Origin of the sequence: Arthrobacter sp. Bz4 (assembly GCF_003075455.1) — a bacterium.
In the GTDB taxonomy this organism is placed as follows: Bacteria; Actinomycetota; Actinomycetes; order Actinomycetales; family Micrococcaceae; genus Arthrobacter_D.
Map to the genome: position 1 here is coordinate 203,609 of NZ_QDAE01000001.1, position 17,511 is coordinate 221,119.

At 66.0% G+C, this 17,511-nt stretch carries 13 protein-coding genes and 1 pseudogene; 4 read left to right on the forward strand and 10 right to left on the reverse strand.

Annotated features, from left to right (window positions below; genetic code table 11):
* Positions 1–63: 63 nt before the first annotated feature.
* Positions 64–1,755 (reverse strand): glycerol-3-phosphate dehydrogenase/oxidase, encoded by a 1,692-nt coding sequence (locus DDA93_RS00955; RefSeq protein WP_116777937.1) that lies wholly within the window; start codon positions 1,753–1,755, stop codon positions 64–66.
* A gap of 282 nt (positions 1,756–2,037) precedes the next feature.
* On the opposite strand from DDA93_RS00955, the gene DDA93_RS00960 reads away from it, so the two are divergent.
* From DDA93_RS00960 to DDA93_RS00975, 4 genes are read left to right on the forward strand one after another with little or no spacing between them, the layout of a single operon-like run.
* Positions 2,038–2,955, forward strand: a complete 918-nt coding sequence (locus tag DDA93_RS00960; protein ID WP_116777938.1) for a sugar-binding domain-containing protein — start codon at positions 2,038–2,040, stop codon at positions 2,953–2,955.
* A gap of 28 nt (positions 2,956–2,983) precedes the next feature.
* Positions 2,984–3,820 carry an aldo/keto reductase gene (locus tag DDA93_RS00965; RefSeq protein ID WP_116777850.1) on the forward strand — a complete coding sequence of 279 codons (837 nt, stop codon included), beginning with the start codon at positions 2,984–2,986 and terminating at the stop codon, positions 3,818–3,820.
* A 23-nt stretch (positions 3,821–3,843) separates the two neighbouring features.
* A complete protein-coding gene (locus tag DDA93_RS00970; protein WP_243400472.1) occupies positions 3,844–4,719 on the forward strand; it encodes an alpha/beta hydrolase in 876 nt (291 codons plus the stop codon).
* Positions 4,716–5,810, forward strand: a complete 1,095-nt coding sequence (locus DDA93_RS00975) for a glycosyltransferase family 1 protein (RefSeq protein ID WP_024476801.1) — start codon at positions 4,716–4,718, stop codon at positions 5,808–5,810. Before DDA93_RS00970 ends, DDA93_RS00975 begins: the two co-directional genes overlap by 4 nt.
* Before the next feature lie 110 nt (positions 5,811–5,920).
* Here DDA93_RS00975 and DDA93_RS00980 read toward each other — a convergent pair whose 3' ends face one another.
* The 9 genes and pseudogenes from DDA93_RS00980 to carA form a co-directional block, all read right to left on the reverse strand.
* Positions 5,921–8,092, reverse strand: a complete 2,172-nt coding sequence (locus DDA93_RS00980) for a primosomal protein N' (protein WP_116777852.1) — start codon at positions 8,090–8,092, stop codon at positions 5,921–5,923.
* Between the two features lie 73 nt (positions 8,093–8,165).
* Positions 8,166–9,380, reverse strand: a complete 1,215-nt coding sequence (gene metK / locus DDA93_RS00985) for a methionine adenosyltransferase (protein ID WP_116777853.1) — start codon at positions 9,378–9,380, stop codon at positions 8,166–8,168.
* Positions 9,381–9,460: 80 nt separating this feature from the next.
* Positions 9,461–10,741: a bifunctional phosphopantothenoylcysteine decarboxylase/phosphopantothenate synthase gene (locus DDA93_RS00990; protein WP_116777854.1), complete on the reverse strand. Its 1,281-nt coding sequence runs from the start codon at positions 10,739–10,741 to the stop codon at positions 9,461–9,463.
* A 21-nt stretch (positions 10,742–10,762) separates the two neighbouring features.
* Entirely contained in the window at positions 10,763–11,026 is a 264-nt protein-coding gene (gene rpoZ, locus DDA93_RS00995) for a DNA-directed RNA polymerase subunit omega (RefSeq protein ID WP_019482806.1), read from the reverse strand.
* Between the two features lie 56 nt (positions 11,027–11,082).
* Positions 11,083–11,652, reverse strand: coding sequence for a guanylate kinase (gene gmk / locus DDA93_RS01000; RefSeq protein ID WP_019482807.1), 570 nt, complete (start codon positions 11,650–11,652; stop codon positions 11,083–11,085).
* Between the two features lie 38 nt (positions 11,653–11,690).
* Positions 11,691–12,020 (reverse strand): integration host factor, actinobacterial type, encoded by a 330-nt coding sequence (gene mihF, locus DDA93_RS01005; protein ID WP_019482808.1) that lies wholly within the window; start codon positions 12,018–12,020, stop codon positions 11,691–11,693.
* Between the two features lie 105 nt (positions 12,021–12,125).
* Entirely contained in the window at positions 12,126–13,007 is an 882-nt protein-coding gene (pyrF, locus tag DDA93_RS01010; protein ID WP_019482809.1) for an orotidine-5'-phosphate decarboxylase, read from the reverse strand.
* Positions 12,994–16,307 (reverse strand): annotated as a pseudogene (gene carB, locus DDA93_RS01015) (carbamoyl-phosphate synthase large subunit). Before carB ends, pyrF begins: the two are co-directional and overlap by 14 nt.
* On the reverse strand, positions 16,308–17,504 hold the full coding sequence (gene carA, locus DDA93_RS01020; protein WP_083850897.1) for a glutamine-hydrolyzing carbamoyl-phosphate synthase small subunit: 1,197 nt from the start codon (positions 17,502–17,504) through the stop codon (positions 16,308–16,310).
* Positions 17,505–17,511: the final 7 nt, after the last annotated feature.

A 17,511-nucleotide genomic window follows, 5' to 3' on the forward strand; every position in this document is an offset into this window, starting at 1 on the left:
CAACAGCTGCCGTTGGTCCTGCATCCGCTCCGGGAGCGGCAATGGTTGCGCGGCAGATCCCGGCTACGCCACCAAATCTTCAACGTGAACGTTGTGCCAGTCCCGCAGCACCCGTTCAGCCAGCTCAATCTCAGCCTGCACCAACTCGCCGCTCCAGCCCAGCAGCGGCGCGAGCGTGTCCGCTAGCTCGTGCAACAGTTCGGTACTGACCAGTCCCCTGAAGGCGATCGAGGTCCGGCGGATCAACACGTCAGCCACATGGCCTACCTGTTCCTGTTCGACCATGTACGCCAACTCGCGGTGGCTGAGCTCGCTGGTGGAGGTAAAGGTTTGATCCTGTCCCGCCCGCAGGTACTCGATGACGTCGACGGCGCGGGTCCCGTATCGGGTCAGCAGACCCTCGACCCGCTCGGCCGACAGCCCCGGTTCGATGTGGGCGCTCACCCAGGCCTTCTCTGCGGAGGGAGTTCTCGGGAACCCTTTCCCGCCGCCGATGGCGAGACCCACCGTCGTCGTCGTCCGGCGCTTGCCGAGGATTTCCAGGACGTCGTTGGTCATGTGCTCCGACAGTGCGCGGAAGGTGGTCCACTTGCCGCCGACCAGGCTGAGCGTGGTCACCGTCCGGGCGCCGGAGCGATCCTGGCGCTTCTCAATCCGGTAGTCCCGGGAGACGAAGCCCGGCTGTGTGTCGTCGTGCCGTGGCAATGGTCGGACGCCGGAGAAGCTGTAGACCACATGGCCGTGCTCGACGACGATGGCCGGGAAGACGTGTCCGATCAGTTCAATGAAGTAATCCACCTCTTCGGGGGTGCACACGGCCGGGGTGTCGACATCGGTATCGATGTCGGTGGTGCCCACCAGAACGCGGTCGCCGATCGGGTAGACCAGCACAATCCGGCCGTCGGTGTGCTCGAAGAAAATTTCACGCCCTGCGCAGGCGGCCAGCAGTTCGGGGTGGTCGAGGACAATGTGGGAGCCCTTGGTGCCGCCCATGAACTTGCTGCGTTCGCCCAGCGAATCGTTGGTCCCGTCCACCCAGGCGCCGGTCGCGTTCACGACGACGTCGGCGGCGAAGGCGAATTCCTCGCCAGTGAGCTCGTCGCGGAGCAGCACCGAATCGCCGTCACGGCCGATGGCGCTGACGTAGTTGGTGGCCCGCGCCTCGGCATTGGCGGCAAGGCCGTCGCGGAGCACATCGAGGGTCATCCGCTCGGGGTTGTGCACCGACGCATCGAAGTAGGTGGCCGTGTAGCGCACATCAGGCCGCAGGTCCGGCAGCTGGGCGAGCGACGCCTTGCGACCGGCGAAGCGGTGACGCGGTACGGCGCCGCCATCCCTGGAGAACCAGTCATACATGGTCAGGCCCGCCTTGATCAGGAAGGCACCCCGCTCGCGGGGCTGGCCGTGCTGACGGTGGGTCAGGAACCGCAGCGGAGCCGCGAGAATCCCGGAGAAGGTACTGAAAATGGGGATGGTGGTCTGAAGGGGCTTGACGTAGTGCGGCGCTGTCTTCAGCAGGGCGTTGCGCTCGACCACTGACTCGCGGACCAACCGAAACTCGCCATTCTCGAGGTACCGGATACCGCCGTGGATCATGTGCGAGGAAGCACCGGAGGCGCCCTGGCAGTAGTCACCGCGTTCCACCAGTGTTACGTCGACACCCTGCAGCGCCAGGTCCCTGAAGGTTCCTACGCCGTTAATGCCGCCACCAATAATCAGCACCGACGCGCGCGGCGTTTCCTTCAACCGTTGCACCCCCGGCCGTTCAGCGGGCGTGCTTGTGGCACCATTCGCACTGGCGGACTCAGCCAAAACATTCTCCTCAACAGTTTGCAAGCTGCATCGGATCCGCAGCCGTCCCACCTATTCTTGAAATGCTGGGAATAATAGTCAATGGTGTTGCACATACGTGCAGAAGTGACGGAGGATTTGGCTATGAACGTTCGACCAAAGGCTGAAAGATCGGACCCCGCTGCACAATCTTCCGCTGAGGACTTCAAGCGGTCCCGGAGCGGTGACGCCCTGCGGGCCGCGCAGATGTACTACCTGCAGGACCTCACGATGAACGCCATCGCGCGGGAATTGCGGACCTCACGATCTACAGTGTCACGGCTCCTGTCGATGGCCCGGGACACCGGGCTCGTGCAGATCCAGGTCAACAATCCGTTGCAGCGGGCACCGTCGCTGGAACAGCAGATCCGGCGACAGTTCGGGGTGGAAGCCCATGTGGTGCCGGTGACCGACATCGTGAGCGACTCCGATGTCCTCGACCGGGTAGCCATCCAGGCGGCCCGGACCATCGGTCCGCTGGTCGATTCGAACGCCATTATCGGCGTCGCCTGGGGTTCGACCCTCAGCGCTGTCAGCCATCATCTGACCCGCAAGGTCACCCACGACAGCACCATTGTGCAGTTGAACGGCGCCGGCAACACGCAGACCACCGGCATCACCTACGCCAGCGAAATCCTTCGCCGGTTCGGGCAGGCCTATGGCGCCCGGGTGGAGCAGTTCCCCGTGCCGGCCTTCTTCGACCACGCCGAAACCAAAACCGCAATGTGGGCCGAACGGAGCGTGATGAGAATCCTGGACCTCCAGAGACGCATGACGATGGCCATTTTCGGCGTCGGGTCAATCGACGCCAATATCCCCAGTCATGTCTACTCGGGCGGCTACCTCGACGACGACGACCTCCGGGCGTTGGACGAGCACCAGGTGGTTGGCGATGTCGCAACCATGTTTTTCCGGGCCGACGGCACCCACAGCGACCTGCTCCTCAACCAACGCAGCACCGGACCCGAACTGGATCTGCTCCGGCAGGTGCGGCGGCGGATCTGCGTCGTGTCGGGCGAGACAAAGATCAACGGGTTGCGCGGCGCGTTGGCGGCCGGGCTCGCCACCGACCTCATCCTCGATGAAGGGTCGGCGCGGCGGCTGGTGCACGGCGGGTCCCGCTGACCCAATCGCCCTTCGGTATTGTCAAGGTATGCACAAGGCACCGAAAATCGCGCTCAATAACGGGGTACAAATCGACCAGGTCGGGTACGGCGTCTACAAGGTGCCGCCCGAGACGACCCACGACCTCTGCGCCCAGGCCCTCGAAATTGGGTATCGCACCATCGATACCGCCGCCATGTACGGCAACGAGGCGGGGGTCGGCGGTGCCATCAACGACGCCGTCGGTGCTGGGTGGCTGGAGCGCAACGACGTCTTTGTCACCACCAAGCTGTGGAACGACGACCATGGCTACGACTCGACCCTCCGCGCCTTCGACGCCTCCCAGCAGGCGCTCGGTCTGGACTCCGTTGACCTGTACCTGATTCATTGGCCCTGCCCGGCCCGGGATCAATACGTCGATACCTTTCGCGCCCTGGAGCAGCTGTACCACGATGGCCGGGTGCGGGCGGTGGGTGTCTCCAACTTCCAGCTTCCCCATTTGGAGCGTCTGCTCGGCGAAACGTCGGTGGTCCCGGTCGTCAACCAGATTGAACTGCACCCCTACCTCCAGCAGGAGGAACTGCGGCAGTTCCATGACGTCCACGGCATCCGCACCCAGGCGTGGAGTCCGCTGGGCCGCGGTGCGATCCTGGCCGACCCGGTGATCGGGGCGATTGCCGCGGAGCTGAACCGGACCCCGGCGCAGGTTGTCCTCCGCTGGCATGTGCAGTCCGGCCACCTGGTCATCCCCAAGGCCAGCAGCCCCGACCGGATCGCCAGCAACCTCGATGTCTTCGGCTTCGACCTGAGCCCCGCACAGCTCGCGGCCATTGAGGGTCTTGAGCGGGACACCCGCTTTGGTTCGCACCCAGACCAGGTGAACTAGCATTGGTTCCCGCCACCATCACCGTGACACGCCAGGCCACTGAGACAACCCATTCCTACCTAGGCGCAACGCAGCGGTACTGGGATTTTGCCCCGACGCCCGGCGCTCCCGCGAACGTGCCCACCCTCTTCATGGTGCACGGGTTCAGGGGCGATCACCACGGCCTGCTCCGCATCGTCGAAGCGCTGCCGTCTCACCGGATTGTGGTGCCCGACCTCCCCGGTTTCGGCCAGTCCGAGGCGCTCGACGGCGTGCACGACGTCGACGCCTACGCCGATTTCGTGGGCTTCAGCTTCACCACATTGGCGTTGGGACCCGCCACGGTGCTGCTCGGCCATTCATTCGGATCCATCGTCGCGGCGCGGTGGGCGGCCGCCCATCCGTCGGCGATCGCGGCCCTGGTGCTGATCAATCCGATCTGCGAACCCGCGCTGGAAGGTGCCAACCGGCTGGCTTCCAAACTGGCGGCCGTGTACTACCGGGTGGGGGCGGCCTTGCCCGAGAAGCTGGGCCTCGCGCTGCTCGGTAATCCGGGGATTGTCCTCGGCATGAGTTCGATGATGGCGAAGACCAAGGACCGGGCGCTGCGCAGGTACATCCACGGACAACATCTGAGCTACTTCAGCACCTACGCCAGCCGCCGGGTGCTGCTGGAGGCGTTTCAGGCCTCCATTACCGGGACGGTCAGGGATGTGGCAACGCGACTGGCCATGCCGGTCCTCCTGATTGCCGCAGAAAAGGACGACCTGGGCTCGGTGGCCGGTCAACGTGACCTCGCTGGCCTGATCGCGGATGCCCGGCTTGAGATCATTCCCGAGGTGGGTCATCTGGTGCATTACGAGACCCCGGACGAAGCGGCTCGGCTGATCGAAAACTTCCTGGCAGGACGACCCGAATGAGGATCCTGTTCGACGCCCGGTTCACCCGGCTGGACCATCACGACGGCATCAGCCGCTACGGGGCCAGCCTGATTGCGGCGGTTGCGGAACGGGCAGACGTGGCGATGCTCATTTCCGACCACCGGCAGCTCGGCCTCCTGCCCGACGTACCCCACGTGCTGATCACCTCTCCCCTGTCCCCCCGGGAGCTATTCGTGGCGAGCCAGATCAACGGGCTGCGCCCCGACGTCGTCGTCTGCCCCATGCAGACCATGGGCAGCTGGGGCCGGAAGTACCCGCTCGTGCTCACCCTGCATGATCTGATCTACTACCAGAACCCCCAACCGCCCGGTTCCCTGCCCTTGCCGGTCCGGACCCTCTGGCGGCTGTACCACCTCGCCTACTGGCCGCAGCGGGTGTTGCTGAACCGGGCCGACGTCGTCGCCACCATCTCCGAAACCACCCGGGGGCAAATAAGTGAGCACCGGCTGACCCGCCGTCCGGTCCGGATCGTCGGCAACGCACCCCAGCCGGACACCGTGGTGCGCCCCGAGGGAGTTGAACCCGGGCGGGACCTGCTCTACATGGGCTCCTTCATGCCGTACAAGAATGTCGAAACGATCCTGGCCGGAATGCGAGGAATCGATGGGTACACGCTGCATCTGCTGAGCCGTATCACCGATGCCCGGCGGAGGGAACTGGAACTGCTGATCCCGCCCGGCCAACAGGTGATCTTCCACAATGGGGTCAGTGACGAGCGGTACCAGGAGCTGCTGCGTTCGGGGGCGGCGCTCGTGACGCTGTCCCGGGCCGAGGGATACGGGCTGCCGGTCATTGAGGCCATGGCCGCCGGCACCCCGGTGATCGCCGCGGACACCGCGATCTTCAGGGAGGTGGGCGGGGCTGCGGCCCTCTACGTAGACCCCGACGATCCGACACAGTTCACGGCGGCAGTCAAGACCCTGGCCGAACCTGACCAGTGGCATGCCGCCTCCCGGGCCGGCAGGATGCAGGCCGGAACGTATTCCTGGGACCGGTCGGCCGAGCAATTGCTTGAGGCTGCCGCTATTGCAACGGTCGAGCATGCCGGCAAGCCGCGCTGGCGCCGGTAGTCAGCACGCAGGTGGGCGCCGGTAGATAGCCACCGGCAGGCGGGCGCCGGTAGGTGGGCACACGGATGAGCACACGAATGGGCACCGGGAGATGGGGGTCTTCCAATGCGCTAGATCAGATCGGCAGCGTCGCAGCGGACATGGACCGGCTCTGACGTTCCCCTGGCTGACAGGGCTGCCTTGCGGGCTTTCAGCCAGGCGGTCGCTGCGGGTGCGCTGCGGTAGCTGAAAAACAGCAGGAGCCGGTGCTGGTCCGCGCTGGAGGTCTGGGTGTCGGATTTGTCGGCTCGTGGGCCTGGTCCCGAAGGACGCCCTCCCGCGGTGCGACCGGGCTGCCCGCCGACAGGCATCGGGCCAACAGTGCGAAGGAAGAGCCGGGAATCGAGGTCTGCGGTGAAGACTGCCAGCGCTTCCCGCGATCCCGTCAGCGCCGCGAACCGGACAGCCGGTGGCAGTCCGAGTTCGCTGCGGGTGGCAAGTTCACGGCCAGCGGCGCCCTGCGGATCCCAGCGCACCAGATGACCCACCGCCGTCGAATCGTCGGCGGTGATGACCACTAGTCCGCCGTCGGCGGCGGGGCGGGCCAGCAGCGAAGCGGTGAACCAGCGCCGCAGGGTGTCCTCCCCCGCCCGGAGCGACTCGCGGGAGAGCATCGCCGAACCGTCAAGCAGAATCACCGCCGCGTAACCGGTGGGGGCCAGTGGCTCTGCGCCGGGGGTGGCGACCACCACCGAGGGCCGGTCGGGCACGGTGTCCAGAATGTGTTCGCCAGCGGAAGAGTAGACCGTCGCCCCGGGGAAGGCCCGCCCCAGTTCCTCTGCGGTACGGGTTGCCCCTGCAACCGTGGCACGCAACCGCTGGCCCCCGCAGTTGGCACAACTCCATCGCAGGTCCGGCCTGCCACACCAGCGGCATCCCGGTGCGCCGCCGCGCCCGGTCTGGGCGAGCGGACCGGTGCACGCGGTGCACCGCGCAGGCTCGCGGCACTCCTCACAGGCCAGCGCCGGCGAAAATCCAGTACGTGCCACCTGCAGCAGCACCGGGCCGTGCGCCAGCCCCTCGGACGCAGCCTTCCACGCGGCATGCGGGATGCGGGCCCTGGCAGCGAGCGGATCGCGGGCAAGTTGAAACTCGTCCCCCGTATGGATGACCCGCGGGGTGCTTCGACGAACCTCGGAACGGTCGGCGACAATTGCCTGCGCCCAGCCGGTGGATACCAACCGGTGCGCCTCGGTGCTTTGGGCTCCGGAGGCGAGCAGCGCAGCGCAACCCTCCTGCTCGGCGCGAAGCAGTAGCACCTCCCGGACATGTTGGTAGGGAGCGCGCTGCTCCTGATGCAGGTCGTCGCCGTCGTCCCACAGGCACACCAGCCCCAGGTCCTGGACCGGTGCGTAGGCGGCAGACCGGGTGCCGACGGCCACCCGCACCTGCCCGCTCAGCAGCCTGAGAAAGTTACGGTACCGGGGCGTTGGCCCGTCCTCGGCGGTTAGCCGGGCAATGTTTCCGGCGCCCAGGCGCTGGTCCAATGCCGCTTCGACCCGTGCCAGGTCCCGCTGGTCAGGGACGACGACGACGGCCCCGCGTCCCGTGTGCCACACAGCAGCTACCGCCTCGGCGATTTCCGCTGGCCAGTCGCTTGCCCCGTAGCCGCCCAGGCTGGTGAGCACGGCACGGGGACTGTGCCCGGCAGCGAGGTGCCGCAAAAAGGTGGCACCGTTGGCGTAGCGGGTGAGGAGCGCAGCCCCGGCGCCCGCACCTGTCTCGGGTTGACCTGCTGCGGGCTCGGAAGTGCCCACAACCCCGACAGCAGCCTCCTCACCTGTCTCCGCGAAGGCAGCGTCAACGCGCGCCATCCGGGGCGGGATGGCGACCTTCAGAACTTCGCTGACGGTTCCCGCGTACCGGGCGGCGACTGCCCTGCTGAGGGCCAGTACTTCGGGCGTGAGAACCGGCTGCTCGGAGATCACTTTCGCCAGCGGCAGCAACCGCTTGGCGCTTTCGGTGGTGGCAGTGCGTGCGACGATAAACCCGGTGAATTCCCGCCCGCTGAAGCGCACCTTGACCCGCACCCCGGGTTGGGCTGCGTCGGCGAGCTCCGCGGGAACGGCGTAGTCGAAGACCCGGTCGAGGTGGGTCAGGGGCGAATCAAGGATGACCTGTGCGACCGGCAGGGTTCCTGCGGGGACGGTGGCACCGACTGCCCGTGGGGCTGTCGGGAAGCCCTGGAGGAGCGACAGCTGGACAGCCCCGCCGGCCCCGCCGCTGGGGGACGCAGCGGGCACGGCCCGGTGCGGGGGCTGAGAAGTGACGCCGCCGTCGGAGCCGTCCCCGTGTCCGCTCCCGGACGGATCCGTCCTAGGCGTTGAAATAGCTCCGCAGCTTGTCCACCCGGTCGGTGAGTTCCCAGTTGAAGCCGACGTCCTCGCGGCCGAAATGGCCGTGAGCGGCGGTCTTCTGGTAGATCGGGCGCAGCAGGTCAAGGGCGTTGATAATGCCCAGCGGGCGAAGGTCGAACACCTCGCGGATGGCCTTGCCAATAGCGGCCGGGTCGACCGTTTCAGTGCCGAAGGTTTCAACGTAGATTCCCACTGGCTGGGCCATCCCGATCGCGTAGGCGATCTGAATTTCGGCGCGACGGGCCAGGCCTGCCGCCACCACGTTCTTCGCTACCCAGCGCATCGCGTAGGCCGCCGAACGGTCGACCTTTGAGGGGTCCTTGCCGCTGAACGCGCCGCCACCGTGCCTGGCCATGCCGCCATAGGTGTCAACGATGATTTTGCGCCCGGTCAGTCCGGCGTCGCCCACCGGGCCGCCGATCACGAAATCACCACCCGGGTTGAGGATGTGCCGCACGTTGCTGATATCCAGCTCGGACGCCGCCAGCACCGGATCGATCACGTAGGTGGCGAGGTCGGCCCGCAGCTGGTCCAGGTTCACGCCCTGGGCATGCTGGGAAGAAACGACCACCGAGTCGACCGATACCGGGATGTCGCCGTCGTAGCCGATGGTGACCTGGGTCTTGCCGTCGGGACGAAGGTAATCGAGGGTGCCATCCTTCCGGACGGTCGTCAGACGCTCGGACAGCCGGTGCGCCAACCAGATGGGCGTCGGCATGAGCACTGCCGTCTCGTCGCTGGCGTAACCGAACATGATGCCCTGGTCGCCGGCGCCCTGCGCGTCGTACGGGTCAAGCCCGGTACCCTGGCGGGTCTCCAGGGAGTTGAACACGCCGTTCGCGATATCTGGTGACTGCTGCCCGATGGACACCGACACGCCGCACCGTGCCCCGTCGAAGCCGTTGGCCGAGGAGTCGTACCCGATACCGAGGAGGGTCTGCCGGACCAGCTCCGGGATTTCCACGTAGGCCTCGGTGGTGACTTCGCCGGCCACATGCACCAGTCCGGTAGTGACGAGGGTTTCCACGGCAACCCGGGATTTGGGATCCTTCTCAAGCATGGCATCGAGGATGGCGTCACTGATCTGGTCACAGATCTTGTCCGGATGGCCCTCGGTGACTGATTCCGAGGTAAACAGGCGCAGGTCGCTGCGAACGGGATTGGCTGAATTCACTTGATCACTCTACTTGGTTCGACCGACAGGACGGCGGTTGGGTGACGGACTGTGTGCGGTGCCGGGTGGCGTGCGGGCGGCTAGCCCCGGCCCGCAAGGGCTGCTGCTAACCGGGCCACCACGGCAGTGGCTACCTCGGCTTTGGTTCCGATGACCTCAACAGGTTCGGTGCCACCAGCAGCAAGGATGGTTGCTGCTGTGTCATCCAGTCCGAACACCCTGCCGTCGCCCACCTGGTTGAGCACCAGATAGTCGCAGCCTTTGCGTGCGAGTTTCTCCCGAGCGTGGCTCAGGGGATCAGCGGTTGGGTCCCCGGTCTCGGCGGCGAACCCGACGATCACGGGTCCGGCGCCCGCCGCGGTTCGCTGCTCTACGGCTTCCCTGAGGATGTCGGGGTTGCGGACCAGGGTGATGACGGGGTCGACGCCGTCGGCACGTTTCTTGATTTTGGTGAGAATTTGTTCGGCGGGGCGGAAATCCGCCACGGCTGCTGCCATGATCAGCGCATCGGCCTGCTTGGCGGCGCGCAGGGTCGCGGTCCGCAGCTCCTCGGCGGTTTCGACCTGGACCAGTTCGACGCCGTCTGGCGCCGGGACTTCGACGTGGGCGAGGATCAGTTCAACAGTTGCCCCCGCGGCGAGAGCCGCCGCGGCCAGCGCCATCCCCTGCTTGCCTGAGGAACGGTTACCGAGGTAGCGCACCGGGTCGATGGGCTCGCGGGTGCCTCCGGCGGTGATGACCACACGGCGACCGGTGAGGGAACCGGGTGCGGACAGGGTTCCGGCCCCGGTTTTGGCGCCTGACCCGGTGTGCTGGGCGTCAGGTCGACCGTGGGCAGCGTTATAGGCGGCCATTGCTGCCGCGAAAATTTCGGCGGGCTCGCGGAGTCTGCCAGCACCCGAGTCGGTGCCGGTCAATCGTCCGGAGGCCGGGTCGAGGATGAGCGTACCCCGGCTCCGCAGGGTGGCCACGTTGGCGACGGTAGCGGGGTGCTGCCACATCTCGGTGTGCATGGCGGGTGCCATCAGGACGGGGCAGCTGGCCATCAGCAGAGTCCCGGTGAGAAGGTCGGGGGCCATCCCCGCTGCCGACTTCGCGAGCAGGTCGGCCGTGGCCGGGGCGATGACCACGAGGTCAGCGAGCTGCCCCAACCGGACGTGGTTGACCTTGTCGACGTCGTCGAACACGCTGTTACTGACTGGATTGCCCGACAGGGCCTCCCACGTGGCGGTCCCCACGAACCGGGTGGCAGCATCGGTGGGGATCACCGTCACGTTGTGCCCCGCCTCAGTAAAAAGCCGGAGGAGGGAAGCCACCTTATAGGCGGCAATCCCTCCCCCGACTCCCAGAATTATGCGCACGTGGTTGGCAGCTGGATAAAGCTACTGCTCGGTGGATTCGACCGGCGTGGCGACGAGCATGCCCTCGTTGATTTCGCGCAGGGCGATTGAGAGTGGCTTTTCGTTCAGACGGGTGTCGACCAGTGGGCCGACGTACTCGAACAGGCCCTCGTGGAGCTGGGAGTAGTACGCGTTGATCTGGCGGGCGCGCTTGGCTCCGTAGATCACCAGGGCATACTTCGAGTCCGATGCCTCCAACAGGGAGTCAATCGGCGGGTTGATGATGCCTTCAGGCTGTGTTGACACAAATACTCCGTAAATGTTTCAGATTGTTGGTGGAACATCGGCTCGCGGACCGCGTGTTAGCGCTCCTGCGGGCTTAGTCCCATCAGTGATACAAGCTCGTCCGCTGCACGCTGAACACTGTCATTGACCACCGTGTGATCGAATTCAGGTTCCGCAGCAAGTTCTAGTTTAGCGGTTTCCAGCCGTTGCTGCTGCTCCTGCTCCGTTTCGGTGCCGCGGCCGACCAGCCGACGCACCATTTCATCCCAGCTGGGCGGGGTCAGAAACACAAAATTCGCTTCCGGCATTGACTCCTTGACCTGCCGCGCGCCCTGCAGATCGATCTCCAGGAGCACCGATTTGCCGTCGGCCATTGCCGCGTCAACGGTGCGTCGCAGGGTACCGTACCGGTTCCGCCCATGGACCAGGGCCCATTCGAGCATTTGGCCCGACCCGACCAGGTCATCGAATTCCTCGTTGCTGACGAAGAAGTAGTGGACGCCGTCGAGCTCGCCGGGACGGGCTGGCCGGGTGGTGGCGGAGACCGACAGCCAGACCTGGGGGTAGTTATCGCGAATGTAGGTCGAGACGGTTCCCTTGCCGACGGCCGTCGGCCCGGCGAGTACTGTCAGCCGAGGCTGCGACACGTGGTTCCTCACTCACAGGCGTCCTTGGCTCGCCCCGGTCAGGGCGTTGGATCCTGCTTTGCTAGATGTTCGATCAATGCTTGTCGCTGGTGGACACCCAGCCCGCGCACGCGGCGCGTGGCGGCGATGCCGACGTCGTTCATGATGCCTGCTGCCCGCACCTCACCGACCCCGGGGAGAGCCTTCAGGAGGTCAAGGACTTTCAACCGGCTGACGGCTTCATCCTCGGACATCCCGTTGACCACTTCGCTGACAGTGGTCTCACCGGTCTTCAGTTTCACTTTCAGTTCAGCCCTGACCGCACGGGCGGCAGTGGCTTTCTCGCGCGCTTGCGTCCGTTCGGAGTCCGATAGCGGCTTCAAGCTCACAAGTGCTCCCCTGCAGTAGGCACCGTCCCGCGCTGATCGCTCGGGTAGATGCAAATTCTTGTGGAATGGGCTTGCACTGAACCTATCCGTAGTTGCGGCCCAAAATCAATTGCCGAGCTCAGCCAGCGCCAGTTCCGCTGCCGCCCGCAACTTGCCGTGCTCGGGACCCGCAGCGAGGATGCTGCGGCTGGCACTTCCGAGGACCAGGGCTGAGGCCCCGCCAAACGTGTCAGCGATTTCGGCTCGCCCCGCGCCCTGGGCGCCGATCCCGGGTGCCAGAATCGGACCGTTCAGCTTTCCCAGTTCCAGGCCCAGCGTGCGCACTGCTGCGCCCGCCGTGGCACCCACCACCAGGCCCACCGATCCAAGACCGACGGCGTCGCGGTTCTCCCACGCAGCAGCGTCGGCAATGATCCGGGCCACTGCACGGCCGATACTGGCCCCACCCTGGTTCCCGGCGGCTGCCGGGTCCCGGACCTGGGCGTGCTGGATGTCAGCTCCCTCCGGATTGGAGGTCAGCGCGAGCACGAAGACGCCTCGACCGGTTTCTGCGGCAAGGTTGAGGGCGGGGCGCAGCGATTCAAACCCCAGGTACGGGTTCAGCGTCACCGCATCGGCGGCCAGGGCTGACCCGTCCCGGAGCCACGCGTCGGCGTAGGCGGCCATGGTCGAGCCGATGTCCCCGCGCTTCGCATCGGCTATCGTCAGCACCTCCCGGTCCGCGGCGGCAGCCAGCAGGCGTTCCAGGGCGGCCAGCCCAGCCGACCCGTGCCGCTCAAACAATGCCACCTGCGGTTTCAGGATGCAGGCGGTCTCCCCCACCGCGTCCAGCACGGTCAGGGCGAAGCGTTCGCATCCGGCGGCGTCGTCGTTCAGCCCCCAGTCGCGCAGCAGCGCCGGGTGCGGGTCAATGCCCACACACAGGTTGCCCCTGCTGCGCATCCGCTCCGCAAGCCGGACCCCGAAAGTTCCGTTACCGTGCGGCATCGCGGGCTTCGGTGGCAACCCGAAGGTTAGCGGCGTGTTCCTGGAGGCTGGTGACCGACCACTCGTAGGACCGCATGGCCTCGATGGCCTGCACCGCAGCACCGAATTCGGGCACCGTAGTGATCACCGGAAGACCGTACGACGTCGCCGCGGCCCGGATCTCGTACCCGTCGCCGCGGGCCTGCCCGCCGGTGGGCGTGTTGATGATCATGTCAATGGTGCCATCGGTGATCAGGTCGACCACCGTTCCCTCACCGTGTTCCCCGGTGCCCTCGGCAATCTTGCGCACCGTGGTGGACTGGATACCGTTGCGGCGCAGCACATCGGCGGTGCCGCCGGTGGACAGGATTTCAAAGCCGAGATCCACTAGACGTTTGACCGGCATGATGATTGACCGTTTGTCCCGGTTGGCAACCGAAACGAACACCCGGCCCTCGGTCGGCAGTGCTGCGTTGGCAGCCGACTGGCTCTTGGCAAAGGCGGTATCGAAGTATTTGTCGATACCCATGACTTCACCGGTGGACCGCATCTCGGGGCCGAGCAGTGAATCCACTACCGTGCCGTCGGTGGTGCGGAACCTGCTGAACGGCAGCACTGCTTCCTTCACCGAGACCGGAGCGTCCAGGGGGAGGTCCCCGCCGTCGCCGGTCGCCGGAAGCAGACCATGCTCGGTCCGGAGGGCCGCGATGGAGACTCCCGTGCCGATCAGCGCCGCGGCTTTGGCGAGCTGCACACCGGTGGCCTTGGACACGAACGGCACGGTGCGCGAGGCCCGCGGGTTCGCTTCCAGGACGTAGAGCACATCGGAGGCCAACGCGAACTGGATGTTGATCAGACCCCGGACCCCGACGCCTTCAGCGATGGCGAGGGTGGCTTCACGGACGCGCTGCAGGATATCGGCTCCGAGGGTGATCGGTGGCAGGACGCAGGCCGAGTCGCCGGAGTGGATTCCCGCCTCTTCGATATGCTCCATGATGCCGCCGAGGTACAGGTCGGTGCCGTCGTACAGGGCGTCGACGTCGATCTCGATGGCGTCTTCCAGGAACCTGTCGATCAGGACCGGATGCGCCTCGGTGATCTCGGTGGCGTTGGCGATATAACGGGACAGGTTGGCCTCGTCGTAGACGATTTCCATGCCACGGCCGCCCAGCACATAGGACGGCCGGACCAGCACCGGGTACCCGATCTCGTCGGCGATCTTCTTGGAGTCCTCGAACGAAACGGCGGTGCCGTTCTTGGGCGAAATCAGCCCCGCCGCGTCGAGGACCCGGCTGAACGCGCCGCGGTGCTCGGCCAGGTCAATGGCTTCGGGGGACGTGCCCAGGATCGGGATGCCGGCGTCGGCCAGTTCCTGCGCGAGTTTCAGCGGAGTCTGCCCGCCAAGCTGCACGAACACGCCCATCACGCCGCCGGTGCGTTCCTCGGCCGCGATGACTTCGAGGACATCCTCGAGGGTCAGCGGCTCGAAGTACAGCCGGGTGGAGATGTCGTAGTCGGTGGACACGGTCTCCGGGTTGCAGTTGACCATCACCGTTTCGTAGCCGGCTTTGCGCAACGCCATCGACGCGTGGACGCAGGAGTAGTCGAACTCGATACCCTGGCCGATCCGGTTGGGCCCGGATCCCAAAATGATGATGGACGGCTGGGCGTGGGGACCCACCTCGTCCTCCTCGTCGTAGGACGAGTAGTGGTAGGGAGTGTAAGCAGCGAATTCGGCGGCACACGTGTCGACGGTCTTGTAGACCGGCCGCACCCCGAGCGCATGGCGTACCCCGCGCACCACCGCTTCGGGGGTGTGGGTCAGCGCCCCGATTTGTTCATCGGAGAAGCCGTGGCGTTTGGCGAGGCGCAGCATTTCCTCGGTCAGCGCGGGTGCCTCCCGGATAGTTTCCGCCACCTCGTTGAGCAGGACCAGCTGGTCCAGGTACCACGGGTCGATTCCTGTGGCCTGGTACAGCTCGTCAACGGTGCCACCACCGAGGAGCGCCTGCTGCACCTGGGAGAGCCGCTCGGTGGTGGGGCGCCTGGCGGCACTGATGAGGGCCGGCACGTCGATGTCGGCTGAGATGTCAAAGGACAGCTGGGAGCCCTTCTGCTCCAGGGAGCGCAGGGCTTTCTGGAGCGCTTCGGTGAAGTTCCGGCCGATCGCCATGGCCTCACCCACCGACTTCATGGTGGTGGTCAGGGTGGGATCGGCCGCTGGGAACTTTTCAAACGCGAACCGGGGCACCTTGACCACCACGTAGTCGAGGGTCGGTTCAAAGGAAGCCGGCGTCTTCTTGGTGATGTCGTTCGGGATCTCGTCCAGGGTGTAGCCGAGGGAGAGCTTCGTGGCGATCTTCGCGATCGCGAAGCCGGTGGCCTTGGAAGCCAGGGCCGAGGACCGGGACACCCGCGGGTTCATTTCAATGACGACGATCCGGCCGGTATCCGGTTCGATGGCGAACTGGATGTTGCAGCCGCCGGTGTCGACGCCGACCTCTCGGATGATAGCGATCGAGATGTCACGCAGCCGCTGGTATTCGCGGTCCGTCAGGGTCATGGCCGGGGCCACGGTGATGGAATCCCCGGTGTGGACGCCGACCGGGTCGAAGTTCTCGATGGAACAGACCACCACCACGTTGTCGTTCTTGTCTCGCATCATCTCGAGCTCGTATTCCTTCCAGCCGAGGATGCTCTCCTCGAGGAGGACCTCGGTGGTGGGGCTGTACTGCAGTCCCTGGCCAACAATGCGGCGCAGGTCCTTCTCGTTGTAGGCAAGACCCGAGCCGAGACCGCCCATGGTGAAGGAGGGGCGCACCACCATCGGGTAGCCAGGTCATCGGCTGCCTCGAGCGCACCGTCGATGGAATGGATGATCATCGACCTGGCGGATTCGGCGCCGCAGCGGGCGACGACGCCCTTGAATTTCTCGCGGTTCTCCCCCAGTTCGATTGCTGCGATGTTGGCGCCGATCAGTTCAACACCGTACTTGTCCAGTACGCCGTTCTTGTCGAGTGCGATCGCAGCGTTGAGGGCGGTCTGGCCGCCGAGGGTGGGCAGGAGGGCGTCGGGGCGCTCCTTCTCGATGATCTTGGCGACCACCTCGGGGGTGATGGGTTCCACATAGGTGGCGTCGGCGAACTCCGGGTCGGTCATGATCGTGGCCGGGTTGGAATTGACCAGGATGACCCGCAGGCCCTCCTCCTTCAATACCCGCAGGGCCTGCGTTCCCGAATAGTCGAACTCGGCGGCCTGCCCGATGACGATGGGTCCTGAGCCGATAACCAGGACGCTTTTGAGGTCAGTTCTGCGTGGCATCTAGTTTGCTTCCTTATCGTTTGCGGCGCTGTCGTTCGTGTCGCTGTCGTTCGCGTCGCTGCTCGGCTGGTCGGAGGACCGCGTGTCACCCATCAGCTGGATGAACCGGTCAAAGAGGTACGCCGAATCGTGGGGTCCCGCTGCTGCCTCCGGGTGGTACTGGACGGAGAAGGCCGGCAGGTCGAGGCAGGCGAGGCCCTCGACGACGTCGTCGTTGAGGCTGACGTGGCTGACTTCGACCCTGCCGAAGCGCCCCTCGGGCGCCTGGGTCGGACCATCGAGGGGAGCATCGACGGCGAAGCCGTGGTTCTGGGAGGTGATCTCCACCTTTCCGGTGCGCCGGTCCAGCACCGGCTGGTTGATGCCGCGGTGGCCGTACCGGAGTTTGTAGGTGCCAAACCCCAGGGCGCGCCCCAGGATCTGGTTGCCGAAGCAGATCCCGAAGAAGGGGATCCGCGCGTCGAGCACTTCCCGCAGCAGGGCGACCTGGGGGTCGGCGGTCGCAGGGTCGCCGGGCCCGTTGGACATGAACACGCCATCCGGTGACTCCCGGGCGACGTCGTCGAAGGTTGAGCTGGCGGGCAGCACGACCGTGCGCACGCCGCGCTGGGCGAAGTGCTTGGGGGTCATGGACTTGATGCCCAAATCCAGCGCGGCGACGGTGAACAGGGGCTCACCCTCCCAGCCGTTGTCGGACGGTTCGACCACATACCGGCTGGTGGCGCTGACTTCCTCGGCCAGCCGGGCACCCTGCATCGACTCCTGGCCGGCGACGAGCGCCAGCAATTCGGCATCGGATCCAGCCGCAGCCGGCCCGGAGAAGATTCCCGCCTTCATTGCGCCGCGTTCGCGCAGATGGCGGGTGACCGCCCGGGTGTCGACTCCCTGGATGCCGACGATGCCCTGGTCGCGGAGCTGACCGTCGAGGCTCTGCTCAGACCGCCAGTTGGAGGGTTTCCGGGCGGCGTCGCGCACAATGTAGCCGGCCACCCAGATCCGGCGGGACTCGGCGTCGGCGGCGTTGACCCCGGTATTGCCGATGTGGGGCGCCGTCTGGACCACCAGTTGGCGGGCATAGGACGGGTCGGTGATGGTCTCCTGGTATCCGGTCATGCCGGTGGCGAAGACCGCCTCGCCGAGGGCGGTGCCCTCGGCCCCGTAACTGCGGCCGCGGAAGATCCGGCCGTCCTCGAGCATCAGAACG

What these genes read in the sequence shown, in the direction of transcription:
- DDA93_RS00965 (WP_116777850.1), top strand. Translation starts at nt 2,984, where the DNA reads ATGCACAAGGCACCGAAAATCGCGCTCAATAACGGGGTACAAATCGAC.
- pyrF (WP_019482809.1), bottom strand. Translation starts at nt 13,007, where the DNA reads ATGCCGCACGGTAACGGAACTTTCGGGGTCCGGCTTGCGGAGCGGATG.
- carA (WP_083850897.1), bottom strand. Translation starts at nt 17,504, where the DNA reads ATGCTCGAGGACGGCCGGATCTTCCGCGGCCGCAGTTACGGGGCCGAG.
- DDA93_RS00960 (WP_116777938.1), top strand. Translation starts at nt 2,038, where the DNA reads ATGTACTACCTGCAGGACCTCACGATGAACGCCATCGCGCGGGAATTG.
- DDA93_RS00975 (WP_024476801.1), top strand. Translation starts at nt 4,716, where the DNA reads ATGAGGATCCTGTTCGACGCCCGGTTCACCCGGCTGGACCATCACGAC.